Source organism: Bacteroides togonis (genome assembly GCF_900130135.1).
Taxonomy (GTDB): domain Bacteria; phylum Bacteroidota; class Bacteroidia; order Bacteroidales; family Bacteroidaceae; genus Bacteroides; species Bacteroides pullorum.
Genome location: NZ_LT670820.1, coordinates 1,415,505 through 1,432,669 on the forward strand (window position 1 = coordinate 1,415,505; position 17,165 = coordinate 1,432,669).

The 17,165-nt window shown below is 53.6% G+C and carries 15 protein-coding genes; 10 read left to right on the forward strand and 5 right to left on the reverse strand.

All coding sequences use genetic code 11. The features are described 5' to 3' along the window. Positions 1–24: 24 nt before the first annotated feature. Genes BQ8005_RS06220 through BQ8005_RS06240 form a run of 5 tightly spaced genes read left to right on the forward strand, consistent with a single transcriptional unit; the run spans position 25 to position 4,122 of the window. Positions 25–915, forward strand: coding sequence for a vitamin B12 dependent-methionine synthase activation domain-containing protein (locus BQ8005_RS06220; RefSeq protein WP_075317452.1), 891 nt, complete (start codon positions 25–27; stop codon positions 913–915). A gap of 57 nt (positions 916–972) precedes the next feature. Beyond that, on the forward strand, positions 973–1,461 hold the full coding sequence (locus BQ8005_RS06225) for an RNA polymerase sigma factor (protein ID WP_021847876.1): 489 nt from the start codon (positions 973–975) through the stop codon (positions 1,459–1,461). A 1-nt stretch (position 1,462) separates the two neighbouring features. Then, the gene (locus BQ8005_RS06230) at positions 1,463–2,095 is read left to right on the forward strand and encodes a hypothetical protein (RefSeq protein WP_075317453.1); all 633 of its coding nucleotides are present in this window, start codon (positions 1,463–1,465) and stop codon (positions 2,093–2,095) included. Beyond that, positions 2,077–3,306, forward strand: coding sequence for a metallophosphoesterase (locus BQ8005_RS06235; RefSeq protein WP_075317454.1), 1,230 nt, complete (start codon positions 2,077–2,079; stop codon positions 3,304–3,306). The genes BQ8005_RS06230 and BQ8005_RS06235 overlap by 19 nt, the downstream gene beginning before the upstream one ends. A gap of 57 nt (positions 3,307–3,363) precedes the next feature. After that, positions 3,364–4,122, forward strand: coding sequence for a lysophospholipid acyltransferase family protein (locus tag BQ8005_RS06240; RefSeq protein ID WP_075317455.1), 759 nt, complete (start codon positions 3,364–3,366; stop codon positions 4,120–4,122). A 263-nt stretch (positions 4,123–4,385) separates the two neighbouring features. On the opposite strand, the gene BQ8005_RS06245 is transcribed toward BQ8005_RS06240, so the two are convergent. After that, positions 4,386–5,132 (reverse strand): DUF4369 domain-containing protein, encoded by a 747-nt coding sequence (locus tag BQ8005_RS06245; protein WP_075318995.1) that lies wholly within the window; start codon positions 5,130–5,132, stop codon positions 4,386–4,388. 139 nt (positions 5,133–5,271) lie between these two features. Here BQ8005_RS06245 and BQ8005_RS06250 point away from each other — a divergent pair, with 139 nt between their 5' ends. From BQ8005_RS06250 to BQ8005_RS06270, 5 genes are all read left to right on the forward strand, one after another. Beyond that, positions 5,272–6,510, forward strand: coding sequence for an anaerobic sulfatase-maturation protein (locus BQ8005_RS06250; protein ID WP_075317456.1), 1,239 nt, complete (start codon positions 5,272–5,274; stop codon positions 6,508–6,510). Positions 6,511–6,564: 54 nt separating this feature from the next. Continuing rightward, a complete protein-coding gene (locus BQ8005_RS06255; protein WP_075317457.1) occupies positions 6,565–8,724 on the forward strand; it encodes a S46 family peptidase in 2,160 nt (719 codons plus the stop codon). 111 nt (positions 8,725–8,835) lie between these two features. Further along, positions 8,836–10,998, forward strand: coding sequence for a S46 family peptidase (locus BQ8005_RS06260; RefSeq protein WP_075317458.1), 2,163 nt, complete (start codon positions 8,836–8,838; stop codon positions 10,996–10,998). Between the two features lie 61 nt (positions 10,999–11,059). After that, positions 11,060–11,359: a thioredoxin gene (trxA, locus tag BQ8005_RS06265; protein WP_021847884.1), complete on the forward strand. Its 300-nt coding sequence runs from the start codon at positions 11,060–11,062 to the stop codon at positions 11,357–11,359. A 41-nt stretch (positions 11,360–11,400) separates the two neighbouring features. Continuing rightward, positions 11,401–11,817, forward strand: a complete 417-nt coding sequence (locus tag BQ8005_RS06270) for a thioredoxin family protein (RefSeq protein WP_075317459.1) — start codon at positions 11,401–11,403, stop codon at positions 11,815–11,817. A 257-nt stretch (positions 11,818–12,074) separates the two neighbouring features. Here BQ8005_RS06270 and BQ8005_RS06275 read toward each other — a convergent pair whose 3' ends face one another. From BQ8005_RS06275 to BQ8005_RS06290, 4 genes are all read right to left on the reverse strand, one after another. Continuing rightward, a complete protein-coding gene (locus tag BQ8005_RS06275; RefSeq protein WP_075317460.1) occupies positions 12,075–12,911 on the reverse strand; it encodes a histidinol-phosphatase in 837 nt (278 codons plus the stop codon). A 2-nt stretch (positions 12,912–12,913) separates the two neighbouring features. Then, entirely contained in the window at positions 12,914–14,788 is a 1,875-nt protein-coding gene (locus BQ8005_RS06280) for an ABC-F family ATP-binding cassette domain-containing protein (RefSeq protein ID WP_075317461.1), read from the reverse strand. Between the two features lie 41 nt (positions 14,789–14,829). Beyond that, entirely contained in the window at positions 14,830–15,636 is an 807-nt protein-coding gene (locus BQ8005_RS06285) for a DUF3805 domain-containing protein (protein ID WP_075317462.1), read from the reverse strand. A gap of 77 nt (positions 15,637–15,713) precedes the next feature. Further along, the gene (locus tag BQ8005_RS06290; protein WP_075317463.1) at positions 15,714–16,925 is read right to left on the reverse strand and encodes a hypothetical protein; all 1,212 of its coding nucleotides are present in this window, start codon (positions 16,923–16,925) and stop codon (positions 15,714–15,716) included. Positions 16,926–17,165: the final 240 nt, after the last annotated feature.

The following is a 17,165-nucleotide window of genomic DNA, read 5'->3' on the forward strand; positions in this document are numbered from 1 at the left end:
TCCGTACCTGTTTATCCACCAGCTATGCCTATTCTCTCCTACTCTATTTCCGAAACAACTCCCTATATCAACTGGATCTACTTTTTTCATGCCTGGGGATTCCAACCAAAGTTCGCCACGATTGCAGATATACATGGTTGCGATTCCTGCCGTGCTCTGTGGCTGGCCCGTTTTCCTGAAACAGATCGAGCCAAAGCTGCTGAAGCCATGCAACTTTTTAAAGAGGCGCAACGCATGCTCGTCCGGCTGGAAAACGAACTTACTTGCAAATGTATCTATCGCCTATGCTGTGCCAACGCCGATGGAGACAATCTGCTTCTAGATGGAATGCTCTTCCCTTTACTACGGCAACAATCCACAACAGCCAATAAAGAATTCTATCTCTGTCTAAGTGACTTCGTACGCCCTCTTTCATCAGGAAAGACCGATACAGTAGGCGTATTTGCAGCCACAGTAACAGGAAACACAGACTCTCTCTACACCGACGATCCTTATCAACACTTGCTAGTACAGACACTTGCCGACCGCCTGGCCGAAGCCGCAACAGAAAAAATGCACGAATATATACGCAAAAACGTCTGGGGCTATGCTCCTAACGAAACTCTGTCCATAGCCGAACTCCTACAAGAAAAGTTTCAAGGTATACGCCCCGCCGTTGGTTATCCCTCGCTGCCTGACCAGTCTGTCAACTTCCTCATCGACCAGTTGCTCAACCTAGAACAAATCGGCATCACGCTCACCACAAATGGTGCCATGCATCCCCATGCTTCTGTCAGCGGACTGATGCTGGCTCATCCAGCAGCCCGCTACTTCTCCGTAGGCCATATCGACCAAGAGCAGCTAGAAGATTATGCACGTCGACGAGGAATGCCAATAGAACAGATGAGAAAATTTTTATCGTCCAATCTGGAATGATGTGATTTTCTATCCCAGCAGACGACCAATATCATAAAAAGCCACCCCACAAGAGTTATGGATAAAACAGAACAAGAGTTTGTTGCTCTGATCAAAGAATATGAACGCGTCATCTATAAAGTGTGCTATTTATATGCCACTCCCAACGCGCCACTCAACGATCTGTATCAAGAGGTGGTACTGAACTTATGGAAAGCTTTTCCTAAGTTCCGTCGTGAATGCAAACTATCCACATGGATCTACCGTATCTCGCTAAACACGTGCATCAGCTTTATGCGAAAAGAGAAAAACATTCCCGAAATCGTGTCGCTGACACCTGCCGAAGCAGACCGCAGTGAAGAATGGGACGAGACGCAGGCTATGTTGCGACAACTGTATCGCATGATCAATCGGCTGGGACAATTGGAGAAATCCATTATCCTACTTTATCTTGAAGAAAAGAGTTACGAAGAAATCAGTGAGATTACCGGACTGACCGTAACGAACGTAGCTACAAAACTGAATCGCATCAAGGAGAAACTGAGAAAAATGAAGAAGGAGGAATGATATGGAACTGGAGGAATTGAAGAAATCATGGCAGACGTTGGACAAGCATCTGCAAAACCAGGATATTACCACTGAAGAACGAGTGACAGAACTCATTGCCTGCTACAAACATAAAGCAGAACGAAAGCTGGGCAATCTCATGAGTCTGCAACGAATTTCGCTCTGTATCGGTCTGTTCATCCTGATAGCTATTGGAACCATCTGCCTGCTGCTTCCTTCGTTAATTGACAATACAGACACACGTACCAAACTACAAGTCGTGCTTATTTTTCTAGCTGTGACACTAATAGCAGGTGGTAGCTGGGACTGGCGCACCTACCGCTATATGCAACAGACGCGTGTCGATCTGCTGCCTATTGCTGAAGTGAGCCGACGTATCGTCAAGTTGCGTCTGTGGACACGCCAGGAAGTAGCTGCCATCAGCCTTTGGGTACTGCTCTTCGGAGGTATCTATTATTGGGCCATGGAGTTCTATCACCTGCCGACCCTCATACAAGCAGTCATCATCGGCGTCTTCATACTGTTTGAAGCCACTGTCATTTGGCTGCTCTACCAGCACCTCATCTACAAGAACTTGAACCAAATCAAAAAAGACATTGAAGACTTGAAAGACATATGCATCGAATCACATTAATCTTACTTCTTGCTTTACTTCTACCGGATCTATACATCTATCTAGTGTACATTGTACGGCGAACGAAAAACTTCGCACGGCGTGCTGCCTATTGGTTACCCTCCGCCATCCTGGTTCTGCTATACCTGTATCTTATCTACCTGACAGGCGACAATGCTCTGGCTCATCATCCACAAGCCATCGGCCGCCTGGCTATTGCCGTCATGGCCCTGGCCGTACCCAAAATACTGTTCATGCTTTGCTCACTGCTCGGCATACTATGTCGCGGTGTGGGACGCTGTTTTTCAGCTGTCGTACTACACACAACGTTTCGCAGTCCTCGGGCTCCCTTTATTGTTCACCGTGCACCGTTCACCATTCTAGGCTTGGTACTTGGCATTGTAAGTTTCGTCAATGTGATTTATGGTGCCACAGCAGGCATCACGCGTTTCGAAGTAAAGGAAGTAACCTATGAATCGGACCGCCTGCCCGAAGGCTTCGACGGCTATCGCATCGCCCAGTTGTCGGACATCCATATCGGCAGTTGGCAGGGTCACCCCACAGCCATAGAGAAACTGGTGGAATTAACCAACAGCCAGCAAGCCGACCTCATTGTCTTTACAGGAGACTTGGTGAATCAACAGAGCCACGAGCTGGACGCTTTCCGTCCAATCCTATCGCGCCTGAAAGCCTCTGACGGTGTTTACTCTGTTCTGGGCAATCACGACTACGGCACCTACTACCACTGGAAGAACAGCCGCGAGGAGGCCGACAACCTGCAATACCTGCGGAATGAGCAGCAGGCTATGGGCTGGCAACTGCTGGACAATAGCCACGTCATCCTGCACCACCGCGGTGACAGCATCGCCCTCGTCGGCGTGGAGAACGACGGCGAACCGCCCTTCCCCCAACATGCCGACCTAGCGCAGGCCACCCGCGGCACGAAAGACATGTTCAGCATCCTACTGAGTCATAATCCCACACATTGGCGACGCGAAGTACTGCCAGAATCGGACATCGACCTGATGCTGGCCGGGCATACACACGCCATGCAGATGACCTTCTTCGGTCGTTCGCTTTCGTCACTGAAATACCCGGAATGGTCGGGCATGTACTACGAAGGGGCACGAGCACTCTACGTTAACGTGGGTATCGGCTACGTCGGACTCCCATTCCGCTTCGGTGCCTGGCCTGAGATTACCGTCATCACGCTGAAGAAGAAAAAAGGGTAAAGAGAAACGGGAAAGCTGTAAAAATTATTATCTTTGTCCCGAAAAATAGCCAGTATTATGAAGTTTCTCTACTACATCTATCAGATTTGCATTGCAGTCCCCCTATTCCTAGTATTGACCATCCTGACAGCTTTGGTTACCATCATCGGTTCACTACTGGGTGGAGCACACATCTGGGGTTACTATCCCGGTAAGATATGGTCACAGCTAACATGTTACCTCTTACTGATTCCTGTTCATGTAGTGGGACGCGAGAAGCTACATAAGCATACTTCCTATGTCTTCGTCCCCAACCACCAGGGGGCTTTCGACATCTTCCTCATCTACGGTTTCCTGGGCCGCAACTTCAAGTGGATGATGAAGAAAAGCCTGCGTAAAATTCCCTTTGTGGGCAAAGCCTGCGAAAGTGCAGGCCACATCTTCGTGGAGCGAGGCAATCCGAAGAAGATGGTCGCCATGATGCGCAAGGCAGAAGCATCTCTGACGGACGGTGTGTCACTCGTCGTTTTCCCCGAAGGGGCACGTACGTTCACAGGACACATGGGCTACTTCAAACGCGGTGCTTTCCAGCTGGCCGACGACCTACAACTAGCCGTAGTGCCTGTCACGATCGACGGTTCCTTTGAAATCCTGCCCCGCACAGGCAAGTGGATACACCGCCACAGCCTCACACTGACCATCCACGAACCCATTCCACCCAAGTGTAAGGGACCGGAAAACGTGAAAGCAACCATGACCGAAGCCTATGCTGCCGTAGAAAGCGCCCTACCCGAAAAGTACAAAGGCATGGTGCAAAACGACGATCAGGACCGATAGTCTATTAATCGAAGCCAACACGAAAATTTCCTACCATTTCAACACAGTGCTTTATAACCTTATAACACAGTGCTTCATCAGGGTCTCATGCAGTGCTTCGTCAACCTCTCATACAGTGCTTCGTCAGAGGGTCATAAAGCACTGTATTAAAGTGAGAGGCCACAACAGATTAAGAAGACATAGATATACAGAAAGAGAGTGAATTCTAACTCGTCTGAGCCTTAGAATTCACTCTCTTTCTTAAGTATACGGACTTGCTGCGCTCAAGGCTGCGTGGAGGCAACGTTCTGACGCAAACGTTTTTGCTCTTCAAGCAGTTTCATGTTCTCTTTGGCCTTGGATATGAAATCCTTCACCAACACATGCTCCTTGAACGAAAGAGGAGCCTCCTTCATAATCTCTTCAACAGCTGGAGTCATCACCGGATAGGGTAAAGTACTGCACATCATCATAAAGACACTGGGACCCAGAACATTCTCGAAATTATCCACAATAAAACCTTTCACGTAAGTATCCATCACGCGTATCAGCGAATCGGCTTCTTGCTCCAACTGTCCATGTATGTCGTCCAGAGCCACACCGTCAAGAACCATACGTGCTTCTTTACGCTCTACTTCCTCGACAGCCAACTCCATTGAATTACGCTTATCAATAAATTCATAAAGCCTGTCATTCAAAGGAGTACCACTCGCCTCCATCTGCGTATTTGCAATGCTAACGCGAATATGTCCATTTTCAAGAACCAGCGGCATCAAACCTTCATCACCCATATAGAGAGTTACCATCCTGACACTGTCGGCAGGCCCCTTCATCTTAAACAGACCATGGATTACTTCTGCCGAATCAACTGTCACCCAATCACCCTCCTGCAAAGACTTCAAATATAGCATTTTGCCATCCAAACTCGTTACAGAAGATTTTCCTTCTATCTTATAGCGCTTGCTACAAGAAGTAAAAAGCACAAGCAACAGCATCAAAGGGATAGTGCAATTAACACACATCTTGTTCATGTCCATGTAAGAAATGTATTTAGGATTTTCACGCCGCAAAGGTATTAATAATCCTTATAAAGGAAGAGGCAAAAAACGTATTTTCATTTGCTTTACGTATTTTTGCACATAAATTAATCAAAAGCTACAAGATACAGACATGTCTACCTACGCACCCTTTGCCAAACCGCTCTACGTGATGCTAAAGCCTGTAGGAGCCGTATGCAACCTTGCATGCGACTATTGCTACTACCTGGAGAAGGCCAAGCTGTACAAAGAAAATCCCAAGCACGTGATGAGCGAGGAATTGCTGGAGAAGTTCATCGAAGAATACATCAACTCACAGACCATGCCGCAGGTGCTCTTCACCTGGCACGGTGGAGAAACGTTGATGCGCCCTCTGTCTTTTTATAAACGGGCCATGGAGCTTCAGAAAAAATATGCCAACGGACGTACCATCGACAATTGCATACAGACCAACGGTACACTACTCACCGACGAGTGGTGCCAGTTTTTCAAGGAGAACAACTGGCTGGTGGGGGTTTCCATCGACGGCCCGCAGGAATTCCACGACGAATACCGCAAGAACAAGCAGGGACGCCCCTCATTCCACAAAGTGATGCAAGGCATCAATCTGCTGAAGAAGCACGGCGTGGAATGGAACGGCATGGCAGTGGTGAACGAATACAACGCCGACTATCCCGAGGAGTTTTACCGCTTCTTCAAGGATCTGGGATGCCATTACATCCAGTTCGCTCCCATTGTAGAACGTATCCTGCCCCACGGTGACGGACGCCACCTGGCTTCGCTGGCCGATGGCGATAACGCGCCACTGGCCGACTTCTCTGTCAGCCCCGAACAATGGGGTAACTTCCTCTGCCGCCTGTTCGATCTGTGGGTCAAAGAAGATGTGGGCACGTACTACATCCAGATCTTCGACTCCACACTGGCCAATTGGGTAGGCGAACAGCCCGGCGTATGCTCCATGGCACGGACATGTGGCCATGCCGGCGTAATGGAATTCAACGGCGACGTCTATGCATGCGACCATTTTGTCTTCCCCGAATACAAGCTGGGCAACATCTACCAGCAGACACTGGTGGAGATGATGTACAGTGAACGCCAACAACGATTTGGACAAAACAAATACGACTCCCTGCCCCGCCAGTGCAAAGAGTGTGAATGGCTCTTCACCTGCAACGGCGACTGTCCCAAGAACCGTTTTGCCCGCACGACTGACGGCGAACCAGGCCTCAACTACCTCTGTGCCGGCTACCGACAGTTCTTCAATCATGTGGCTCCCTACATGGACTTCATGAAAAAGGAGTACCTGGCCCAGCGCGCGCCTGCCAACGTGATGGATGCCATCCGCGAAGGCAAGTTGCCCATGCCTCAGTAAAGACTTTATAAAGAAACAACAACAAATAAATCATTACTAATTTAAGTGACATACATGAAAATCAAGAAGTACCTTGTTGCGGCTCTCGCCGCAGCATTCACCTTCTCGGCGCAGGCCGACGAAGGCATGTGGCTGCTTCAGCTGATGAAGCAGCAGAATTCCATCGATATGATGAAGAAACAGGGTCTGAAGCTGGAAGCCGACGACCTCTATAACCCCAATGGCGTGTCGCTGAAGGATGCCGTCGGCATCTTCGGCGGAGGATGTACCGGTGAAATCATCTCTCCCGAAGGCCTCATCCTGACCAACCACCACTGCGGATATGCCTCCATCCAGCAGCACTCCAGCGTGGAGCACGACTACCTGACCGACGGCTTCTGGGCCAAAAGCCGTGCCGAAGAACTGCCCACACCGGGACTGAAGTTCCGCTTTGTGCATCGTATCGTAGACATCACCGACCTGGTGAACGCCAAAGTAAAGGCCGGTGAAGTGGACGAATACGAAGCCATGACCAACAAGTTCCTCGGCAAGCTGGCCAAGGAAGAACTGGAGAAGAGCGACCTCAAGGGCAAACCCGGCATCGAAGTACGCGCTCTGCCTTTCTACGCCGGAAACAAGTATTACCTTTTCTATTATAAGGTCTATAGCGACGTGCGCATGGTGGCTGCTCCGCCCTCGAGCGTAGGCAAATTCGGCGGCGAGACGGACAACTGGATGTGGCCCCGTCATACAGGCGATTTCTCTATGTTCCGCATCTATGCTGACAAGAACGGAGAGCCTGCCGAATACAGCGCTGACAATGTACCCTTGAAGACCCCGAAGTACCTTTCTATCTCGCTGAAGGGACTCAACGAAGGTGACTATGCCATGATCATGGGCTTCCCCGGTTCTACCGAACGTTACCTCACACAAAGCGAAGTACGCCAACGTATGACCGCCGTCAACCAGGCCATGATCGACATGCGTACCGTTTACCTCGACGTACTGAAGAAGTACATGCGCCAGAGTGACAAGACCCGTATCCAGTATGCCAACAAGTTCGCTGGTAGCAGCAACTACTGGAAAAACTCCATTGGCATGAACAAGGCTATCGTGGACAACGACGTGCTCACCACCAAGGCTGAACAAGAGAAGCGCTTCGCCTCCTTCGCCCAAGGCAAGCCCGAATACGAAGGCGTGGTAGAAAAGATAGACGCCCTCGTGGAGAAGATGTCTCCCTCACTGCGCCGCCTGGAGTACACTAGTGAGGCTCTGAGCGGAGCCATCGAGTTCGGCTGCCCGCCTGCGCTGATGGACAAGATGAAGGAAGCCATCGAGACAAAGAACGACTCCCTGCTCCAAGCCACCAAGAAGCAGCTGGAAGAAGTGTACGAAAGAATCCACAACAAGGATTACGACCAGCAGGTGGATCGCGCCGTTGCCAAAGCCATTTTGCCCGCACTTGCCAAGGCTCTGACACCCGAAGAACTACCCGCCTTCTACCAGACCATTGAGAAGGAATATAAGGGCGACTATAACGCCTACGTAGACGACCTCTTCGATACCTCTATCATGGGCAGCCGCGCCAACTTGGACAAGTTCCTGAAGAAGCCTAGCGTAAAGGCCATCGACCGTGACCTGGCCACCAACTTCAGCCGCACCAAGCTGGACAAGCTGAAAGAAGCCGCTGCCGAATACAACCAGTACGCACAAGAAATCGAGCTGCTACATAAGGCTTACATCCGCGGACTGGGCGAGATGAAACAGCCCGTGCCTTCCTATCCCGACGCTAACTTCACCATCCGCCTGACTTATGGCAACGTGAAGTCCTACAATCCGAAAGACGGCGTACACTACAAGTATTTTACCACTACCGACGGTATCCTCGAGAAAGAAGATCCCGAGAACCCCGAGTTCGTGGTTCCGGCCAAGCTGAAGGAACTCATCCAGAAGAAGGACTTCGGACGCTATGCCATGGCCGACGGCACCATGCCCGTATGCTTCCTGACGACAAACGACATAACCGGCGGTAACTCCGGCTCGCCCGTCATCGACGGTGAAGGACGCCTCATCGGCTGTGCTTTCGACGGCAACTGGGAATCGCTGAGCGGTGACATCAACTTCGACAACAACCTGCAGCGTTGTATCGCACTCGACATCCGCTACATGCTCTTCATCCTCGACAAGCTGGGCGGCTGCGGGCACCTCATTGACGAGATGACCATCGTGGAATAATAAAATAACAAAGCACGGATTACACGGATTATCACGGAGAGAAATCAAAACGGCCGTGAAACTTCCGCGAAATCCGTGCCTATTTTTTCACTTTAACCCCCATCTATATATATGAAAAGACTGTTATTTGCGGCAGCTCTGACTGCCCTGACACTCCCCGCCCCGGCCGACGAAGGCATGTGGATGCTGACCGACTTGAAACGGCAAAACGAGGCAGCCATGCAGGAACTGGGCCTGCTGCTGCCAGCCGACTCCATTTACAACCCCGAAGGTATTGCCCTGAAGGACGCCGTCGTTCACTTCGGCGGAGGCTGCACGGGCGAGGTCATCTCGGCCGAAGGCCTGGTGCTGACCAACCACCACTGTGGCTACAGCGCTATCCAGCAGCACTCCAGCGTAGAGCACGACTACCTGACGGACGGCTTCTGGGCCATGAGCCGGCAGGAGGAGCTACCCTGCAAGGGACTCACCGTGACCTTCATCGACCGCATCCTCGACGTGACGGACTACGTACGGCAGCAGCTGGCCAAGGACGCCGACCCGCAGGGCACCAACTACCTCTCGCCCAAATACCTTGCCCAGGTGTGCGAACGCTTCCTGAAAGAACAAAACATCGCCCTCGGCACAGGCGGCAAAGCCGAACTGAAAGCCTTCTACGGCGGCAACCGCTACTACCTCTTCGTGAAGACCGAGTACAGCGACATCCGCATGGTGGGCGCGCCGCCGTCGAGCATCGGCAAGTTCGGTGCCGACACGGACAACTGGATGTGGCCCCGCCACACGGGCGACTTCTCCCTGTTCCGCATCTACGCCGACAAGGACGGACGCCCCGCCGCCTACAGCCCGGACAACGTCCCCCTGCGCGTGAAGAAGCACCTCAACATCAGCCTCCGCGGCTACAAGGAGGGCGACTTTGCCTTCGTCATGGGCTTCCCCGGCCGCAACTGGCGCTACATGATAGCCGACGAGGTGGAGGAGCGGATGCAGACCACCAACTTCATGCGCCACCACGTGCGCGACGCCCGCCAGCGCGTCCTCATGGAACAGATGCTGCGGGATGATGCCGTGCGCATCCACTACGCCAGCAAGTACGCCTCCAGCGCCAACTACTGGAAGAACGCCATCGGCATGAACGAAGGCCTCGTGCGCCTCCACGTGCTCGACACCAAGCGTGCCCAGCAGGAAGCCCTGCTGCAACGCGGACGCGAGCTGGGCGACACGACCTATCAGGCCGCCTTCGACCGTATCCGCGCCATCGTGCAGAAGCGCCGCCCCGCCCTCTACCACCAGCAGGCCATCCAGGAGGCACTGGTCACGGCACTCGACTTCATGCGCATCCCCAGCACCACCGCCCTCGTCACCGCCCTCAAGAGCAAGGACAAGGCAGCCATCCAGGCGGCCACGGACAGTCTGCGCCAGGCAGCCGACAAGTATTTCGCCTCCGTCCCCTATCCCGAAGTGGAGAAACTCGTGGGCAAGGAGATGCTGCGCACGTATGCCCAGTACATCCCCGCCGACCAGCGCATCGGCATCTTCCAGGTCATCGACAAGCGCTTCAAGGGTGATACGGACGCCTTCATCGACGCCTGCTTCGGGTACTCCATCTTCGGTAGCCGCGAGAACTTCGACAAGTTCATCCGCAAGCCCAAGCTCTACAAAGTGACCAGCGACTGGATGGTGCTCTTCAAGTACTCCATCACCGACGGCCTGCTGCAGACGGCCATCGCCATGATGGACGCCAACCGCGACTACAACGCCGCCCACAAGACGTGGGTCAAGGGCATGATGGACCTGCGCCAGGCCAACGGACAGCCCATCTATCCCGACGCCAACTCCACCCTGCGCCTCACCTACGGCAAGGTGGGCTCCTACGAACCCGCCGACGGAGCCGTCTACGACTACCAGACGACACTGGACGGCGTGATGCAGAAGGAAGACCCGACGAACTGGGAGTTCGTGGTGCCCGACAAGCTGAAGCAGCTCTGGAAGACGAAAGACTTCGGCCGCTATGCCCTCGAGGATGGACGGATGCCCGTGTGCTTCATCGTGGACACGGATAACACCGGCGGAAACTCGGGCAGCCCCGTGTTCAACGCCAAGGGAGAACTCATCGGCACCGCCTTCGACCGCAACTACGAAGGCCTGACGGGCGACATCGCCTTCCGCCCCTCGTCGCAGCGCGCCGCCTGCGTGGACATCCGCTACACGCTCTTCATCATCGAGAAGTATGCCGGTGCCTCGCACCTCATCGACGAACTGAGCATCGTGGATTGAACCAAATCGACACAAAGTTTGTTTGTACATAACATTATCAACCCACTAACAAAATACGATTATGGAAAAATTTGAAGAACTGATCAACAATACCGCAGAGCCCGTGCTGGTGGACTTCTACGCCACGTGGTGCGGCCCCTGCAAGATGATGCACCCCATACTGGAGAACGTCAAGGCCCGCGTGGGCAACAAGGCGCGCATCGTCAAGATAGACGTGGACGAACAGCAGGCACTGGCCATGAAATACCAGATTCAGGCCGTCCCCACGCTGATGCTCTTCAAGGGCGGACAGCAGGTGTGGCGGCAGTCGGGCGTGGTGCAGAGCAATCAGCTGGTCGAACTCATCGAAAGCCAGGCATGAGGTATTAATTATCCATTATCAATTTTCAATTCTCCATTAACATGAGGAAGTTATTGCTTACCCTGGCCCTCGCGGCCACCGCCCTCCTCGGCCACGCTCAGGAGGTGATTGTGATGGACAAGGCCATGTTCATCGACAAGGTGTTCGACTATGAGAACAGCAAGGAATGGAAATACAAGGGAGACAAACCCGCCATCATCGACCTCTACGCCGACTGGTGCGGCCCCTGCCGCAAGGTGGCTCCCATCATGAAGGAACTGGCCAAGGAATATGCCGGAAAAATCACCATCTACAAGGTGAACGTGGACAAGGAGCAGGAGCTCGCCGCCCTGTTCAACGCCACCAGCATTCCCCTCTTTGTACTCATCCCCCTGAAGGAGCAGCCGCAGCTGATGCGCGGCGCCGCCGACAAGGCCACGTACAAGAAGGCTATCGACGAGTTCCTCTTGAAGAAATGATTGATGCCTGGCACTGAAAATGCCACGACATAGCAGCATCGGGCCGACAAGCTGCAATCATCCATCCGTTCCCCTGCCGAGGAAGCATCCGTTTCCTCGCAGGGGAACGGTTGTTTCCTGCCTATGGGAACGAGCGTTTCCGCCTATGGGAACTCCAGTTTCCTAGTAGGGGAACTCCAGTTTCCTAGTAGGGGAACTGGTGTTTCCGCGCAGGGAAACTCCAGTTACTGTGCGGAGAAACAAACGGCACTGCCTGTCTAAAAGGGAATCTCAGTCCACTGCCCGCCCCGAAGCCGCATGACGGACGTGAAGCCTGCACGGCGCAGGGCCCGGTAAGCCTCGGCCATACCGCTGGCGATGCGCTCGGGATAGTGGGCGTCGCTGTTCACCTGTACACGGATACCCAGCTCACGGAGTAACGGAAAGTAGCGTTCGTCGGGATAGAAGGTGCCCAGCTCCGACCAGGCCTTCGTATTGATTTCCACCTGATAGCCACGGCGGGCAATCTCGGCGAAATAGTCGCGCACCAGGCGATCGTACCACGGCTCTTCCAGAATGCCGGGACGGCAATAGGCGGCGTTGTAATGAATCTTGTCGGCATGGCCCACGATGTCGAAGCCGCCCAGCTCCACCATGCGCCGCGAGCGCTCGTAGTAGAGGCGCACCACCCGCTCCACATCGCCCTGAAAATGCTTATCGACCATCTGTCGGAACTTCTCGGCGGAGAGGTCGGCGTCTACCACGCGGCCTTCGTCGTCGTAGAGCAGGTGGACGGAGCCGATGCGGTAGTCCAGCGGCAGGCGGCGGAAACGTTCGATGGCGGGATGGCTCTTCTCGTTCAGGTAATCAATCTCCAGCCCGAGGTATAGTTCGATGCGTCCGGCATACTTCTCCTTGAGACGGCGGAACTCGGCCACATAGTCGTCCATGCGGTCCCACTCCATGGTCCAAGCCGTGGGGAAAGGCAGCGGAGCATGCGAGGAGAAGCCATAAGAAGTGAAGCCGCTACTCAGGGCAAAGCGGACAAAGTCCTCCATGCCGGCACGGCCGTCGCAATAGAGGGAGTGGCTGTGGTAGTTGCTTCTTCCTTCCATACTTATTCCAGCTCGCTCAATTCCAACCATCGCATTGTCTTTTCATCAATCAGGTCCGTCAGCTGCGGCAGGCGCTTCGACTTCTCTGTCAGTTCGTCCACCGAAAGCGTGCCGCTGCACAAGGCTTCCTCGACGGCCTTCTTCTCGGCTTCGAGCTCGGCAATTTCCTTCTCGAGCTGTTCGAACTCGCGGCGTTCCTTGAAACTCATGCGGCGCTTCTCGTCCTGACGGGTGCGCGCGGGCTTGGCGGCAGCTTGCGGTTTGGCGACCGCCTGCTGTTCCTTGTCGTGGCGTGCCTTGACCTCCTTCCATTCGCGGTACTGCGTGTAGTTGCCTGGGAAGTCGCGGATGTCGCCCCCGCCGTTGAACACCAGCAGGTGGTCCACCACCTTGTCCATGAAGTAGCGGTCGTGGCTGACAACGATGACGCATCCCTTGAAGCCTTGCAGATATTCTTCGAGCACCTGCAGAGTAACGATGTCGAGGTCGTTGGTGGGCTCGTCCAGCACGAGGAAGTTGGGGTTGCGCATCAGCACCGTACAGAGGTAGAGGCGGCGGCGTTCGCCTCCGCTCAGCTTGTAGACATAGCTGTGCTGCGTCTCGGGCGTGAAGAGGAAGTGCTGGAGGAACTGCGAGGCGGTGAGCCGACGGCCGTTACCCAGTTCGATAACCTCGGCAATGTCCTGCACCACGTCGATGACCTTCATCTGCTCGTTGAACTGAAGCCCGTCCTGCGAGTAGTAGCCGAAACGGACGGTCTCGCCGATGTCCAGCGTGCCGCTGTCGGGCTTCACCAGCCCCATCAGTATCTTGATGAAGGTTGACTTGCCCGTTCCGTTGTTGCCCACGATGCCCATCTTCTCGTAGCGAGCGAAGATGTAGGAGAAATCGTCCAATATCTTTAGGTCGCCGAAAGCCTTGCACAGGTGGTCGGCCTCGAATATCTTGTTGCCGATGTAGGAAGCCTTGACGTCGAGCTTCACGTTGGCGTCGTGGAAGCGCTGCTTGGCCACCTTCTCCAGTTCGTAGAAGGCCTCCTCGCGGTAGCGGGCCTTATGGCCGCGGGCCTGGGGCATGCGGCGCATCCACTCCAGCTCGGTACGGTACAGGTTGTTGGCACGCTCCACCTCCACCGTCCTGGCGTCGATGCGCTCCTGCCGCTTCTCCAGGTAGTAGCTGTAGTTTCCCTTGTAGGAATAAATCGTGCGGTTGTCTATCTCGATGATTTCGGAGCAGACACGGTCGAGGAAGTAGCGGTCGTGCGTCACCATGAGCAGGGTAAGGTTGGTGCGGCGCAGGTATTCTTCCAGCCACTCGGTCATGTCGAGGTCGAGGTGGTTGGTGGGCTCGTCGAGTATGAGGAGGTCGGGCTCGGTAATGAGGGTGTTGGCCAGCGCCACACGCTTCAGCTGCCCGCCGGAGAGGTGCTTCACCTGTTGGTTGAAGTCACGTATCTTCAGTTGGGAAAGTATCTGCTTGGCCTTCTGCTCGTAGTCCCACGCCTTCTCGTGGTCCATGCGCACGAGCAGCTCGTCCAGGCCGGGATGGCCTTCGGTCTCCATGCAGTGCTCGTAGTCCTTGATGAGGTCCACGGTCGTGTTGCCATGATGGAAACAGGCTTCGAGTACGGTCAGTTCTTCGGGATACGAGGGACTTTGTTCAAGATAGCCCACACGAAGGTCTCGGCGAAAGGATATCTTTCCCTCGTCGTACCCCTCCTTTCCCGAGAGGATGTTGAGCAGGGTGGACTTGCCGCTTCCGTTCTTGGCAATCAGTCCGACACGTTGGCCTTCGGCCAGGCCGAAGGATATGTTTTCAAACAGAACCAGGTCGCCGAACGACTTGGTGAGGTTTTCTACTTGCAGTATGGGAGACATTAATTTAAATGAAGAATGAAGAATTAATAATGAAGAATTAATCAAGCATTGCAATAGGCTTCCGCCAGGTCGACCTTCTCGCCGGCCTTCACCTTGCTCCACGCCAGTTTCATGGGATCTGTCCATTGGCCGGTCGCGGTGTTGAGCAATACGGGGACCTCGCGGTTGCCGTCTATCAGCGTACGCCACTCCAGCCCGTCCACTTCGTTGGCCATGATGACGCAGAGGGTGATGCCCAGTGCCAGCCACTGGTCTTTCTTCTTGGGGCCTATCACGCCGCGGTCCACCACCTGCTGCATGCTTTCCACGTCTTCTTCCACACCCTGGAAGTCCTTCTTCAGCAGGTCTTTCACCGTCTTCTCCACCCATTCGTAGGCTTCGTCTATCTGATAGATTTCGGAGAGACGGACGGGGATGAGCTCGGCAGGATACTTCACGCCCGGCTTACGCACCTGCAGGGAAGCAATCACCCGCTCGGCCTCGGCCACGGATTCACCCTTGCGCACGGTGAACGAGCACTCAAAGGCCACATCGTCCACACCCGCAATCCAGATGTGCGACGTATAGTATTCGCCGCCTTCCTCGAACATTTCCTTACTATAGGCACAATCCAGTGCACCCACACGTACCCGTGCAGCCGAAGCGTTCTCCTCCAGCTCCTGCCGTACGGACTCGCGTCCGTAATCGGCAGTATTGCCCCGATAGGCCGAAATGCGGAAATTACCCGTCCACTCGTCGGGATTGTAGAACAAGAACGAGCCTTCGCAGTCTTCGAATTCGCTCCACACGGCCGGGTATTCCATGGAAAACCACGCACCCGGAGAAATATACTTCTTGAATGATTCCATATCGTTGACTCTGACTTAACTTCGCAAAGGTAATACTCCCGGCGATGATTTGCAAGCGGCAGGTACAAAAACAAGCCTTATTTGCCGATGGGCTGTATCTTCCTGCGCACTTCCTTCGATATTTCCAGAAACATGTAGTTCAGCTTACCCGAGTGGATGCCCTCCTCGTGCTGGCGGTACTTCTTGTTGGCATACTCCTTCGACTTGTCGAACGTGATGCGCGACATCTGGTTCTGCGACTTGCCCACCATCGTGGAGTCCAGCTGCTCGTCGGGGAAGAAATCGTCCAGGTCGACATCGCCTATCATCGTCATCTCGAGAAAGTTCATGTCCTTGTGCTGGCTGTCGGTGTAGTAGCCCACAAACATGTGGCCGGGTATGCGCACCAGTATCGGCTCGATGTTGATGGCACGCAACAGGGAAGCGAACAAGACGCTGCCGTCCACGCAATTAATCTGAGACGACTCCAACGCATCGTCGAAAGTACGTACCCGCTGGGAAAAGACAATGTTGCTCGAAAGACTGGTATTCGATACCGAGCTGTAGCGGAAGTTACGCTTCTGCAATACGTTCCACAAGGCATACACCTGCTTGTCTACCGCCTCCGCCTTCCCGCCCTGATAGCCCAGGAAGCGGTTGACGATGCGCGTGTTGAGCGCCTCGCGGAGCAGACGATCTATCATCGGATTTTCCTCGTTGACGTAGGCGGCAAAGAAAATGCCCGTATCGTGGAACTTGGTCCCGTTGGTAGCGTACCCCAACAGACACTCATTGATGCTTCTCACGGAGAAGGTACGCACCTTCTGCCCCAACGCCTTGCCGTTCACCTCCACCGTAACGGCCACACTGATTGGCTCGGCCTGCTCGTTAGCCTTCAAGGCCTCGTAGTTCCAGATGATATCAGGATAGATAATGTACTCGGTACGCGGACGGGGCAACACAAATTCGGACACCGAACGGGAGAAGAACGGCGTCTCGGCCACCTCGATACGGACACGCGTGTAGCTGCGCCCCGAACGCAGGCGGACCGCAATGCACGACTTTGGGTTTCCCACATACATGGAGTCGGAAGGCACAATGACCTGTGCATCGGTAGTAGCTACCGACAAAATACTCGAAGGGAAAACATTTCCTCCCAAATCATCAACTATTTCAAACCCCGCACGGAAAGGGATACCATTCAACCAAAAAGTTACTACTGCCACCACAATCACGACCCCGAAACATATTCCAAAACGCCAACGGCTCGTAAACAAGCGATGCCAATCTATATAAATAAATTTCTTCATACATTATCTCAACTTAAGAACAAACAAAGATAAAGCTTTCCATGCAAACAAAAGAACACAGATAGCGACAAATTGTTCCTTACGGATCATCGTTTAAGAATTAAAAATTCACTATCAATCTCCAAGAAGGCTTGTAACAACATTGTAACATCTGTTTCATGCTTCCGTAATAAAAATGCCTCAACTTTGCCGCATCAAAAGAATAAAAACATATTTTTGCAAAACCATACCTTACTAAAA

Bases quoted from the DNA above. Each gene is read 5' to 3' on its own strand.
- BQ8005_RS06225 (WP_021847876.1), top strand. From the start codon at position 973: ATGGATAAAACAGAACAAGAGTTTGTTGCTCTGATCAAAGAATATGAA.
- BQ8005_RS06255 (WP_075317457.1), top strand. From the start codon at position 6,565: ATGAAAATCAAGAAGTACCTTGTTGCGGCTCTCGCCGCAGCATTCACC.
- BQ8005_RS06240 (WP_075317455.1), top strand. From the start codon at position 3,364: ATGAAGTTTCTCTACTACATCTATCAGATTTGCATTGCAGTCCCCCTA.
- BQ8005_RS06220 (WP_075317452.1), top strand. From the start codon at position 25: ATGCCTATTCTCTCCTACTCTATTTCCGAAACAACTCCCTATATCAAC.
- BQ8005_RS06275 (WP_075317460.1), bottom strand. From the start codon at position 12,911: ATGGAAGGAAGAAGCAACTACCACAGCCACTCCCTCTATTGCGACGGC.
- BQ8005_RS06235 (WP_075317454.1), top strand. From the start codon at position 2,077: ATGCATCGAATCACATTAATCTTACTTCTTGCTTTACTTCTACCGGAT.
- trxA (WP_021847884.1), top strand. From the start codon at position 11,060: ATGGAAAAATTTGAAGAACTGATCAACAATACCGCAGAGCCCGTGCTG.
- BQ8005_RS06230 (WP_075317453.1), top strand. From the start codon at position 1,463: ATGGAACTGGAGGAATTGAAGAAATCATGGCAGACGTTGGACAAGCAT.
- BQ8005_RS06250 (WP_075317456.1), top strand. From the start codon at position 5,272: ATGTCTACCTACGCACCCTTTGCCAAACCGCTCTACGTGATGCTAAAG.
- BQ8005_RS06270 (WP_075317459.1), top strand. From the start codon at position 11,401: ATGAGGAAGTTATTGCTTACCCTGGCCCTCGCGGCCACCGCCCTCCTC.
- BQ8005_RS06285 (WP_075317462.1), bottom strand. From the start codon at position 15,636: ATGGAATCATTCAAGAAGTATATTTCTCCGGGTGCGTGGTTTTCCATG.
- BQ8005_RS06245 (WP_075318995.1), bottom strand. From the start codon at position 5,132: ATGAACAAGATGTGTGTTAATTGCACTATCCCTTTGATGCTGTTGCTT.
- BQ8005_RS06290 (WP_075317463.1), bottom strand. From the start codon at position 16,925: ATGAAGAAATTTATTTATATAGATTGGCATCGCTTGTTTACGAGCCGT.
- BQ8005_RS06280 (WP_075317461.1), bottom strand. From the start codon at position 14,788: ATGTCTCCCATACTGCAAGTAGAAAACCTCACCAAGTCGTTCGGCGAC.
- BQ8005_RS06260 (WP_075317458.1), top strand. From the start codon at position 8,836: ATGAAAAGACTGTTATTTGCGGCAGCTCTGACTGCCCTGACACTCCCC.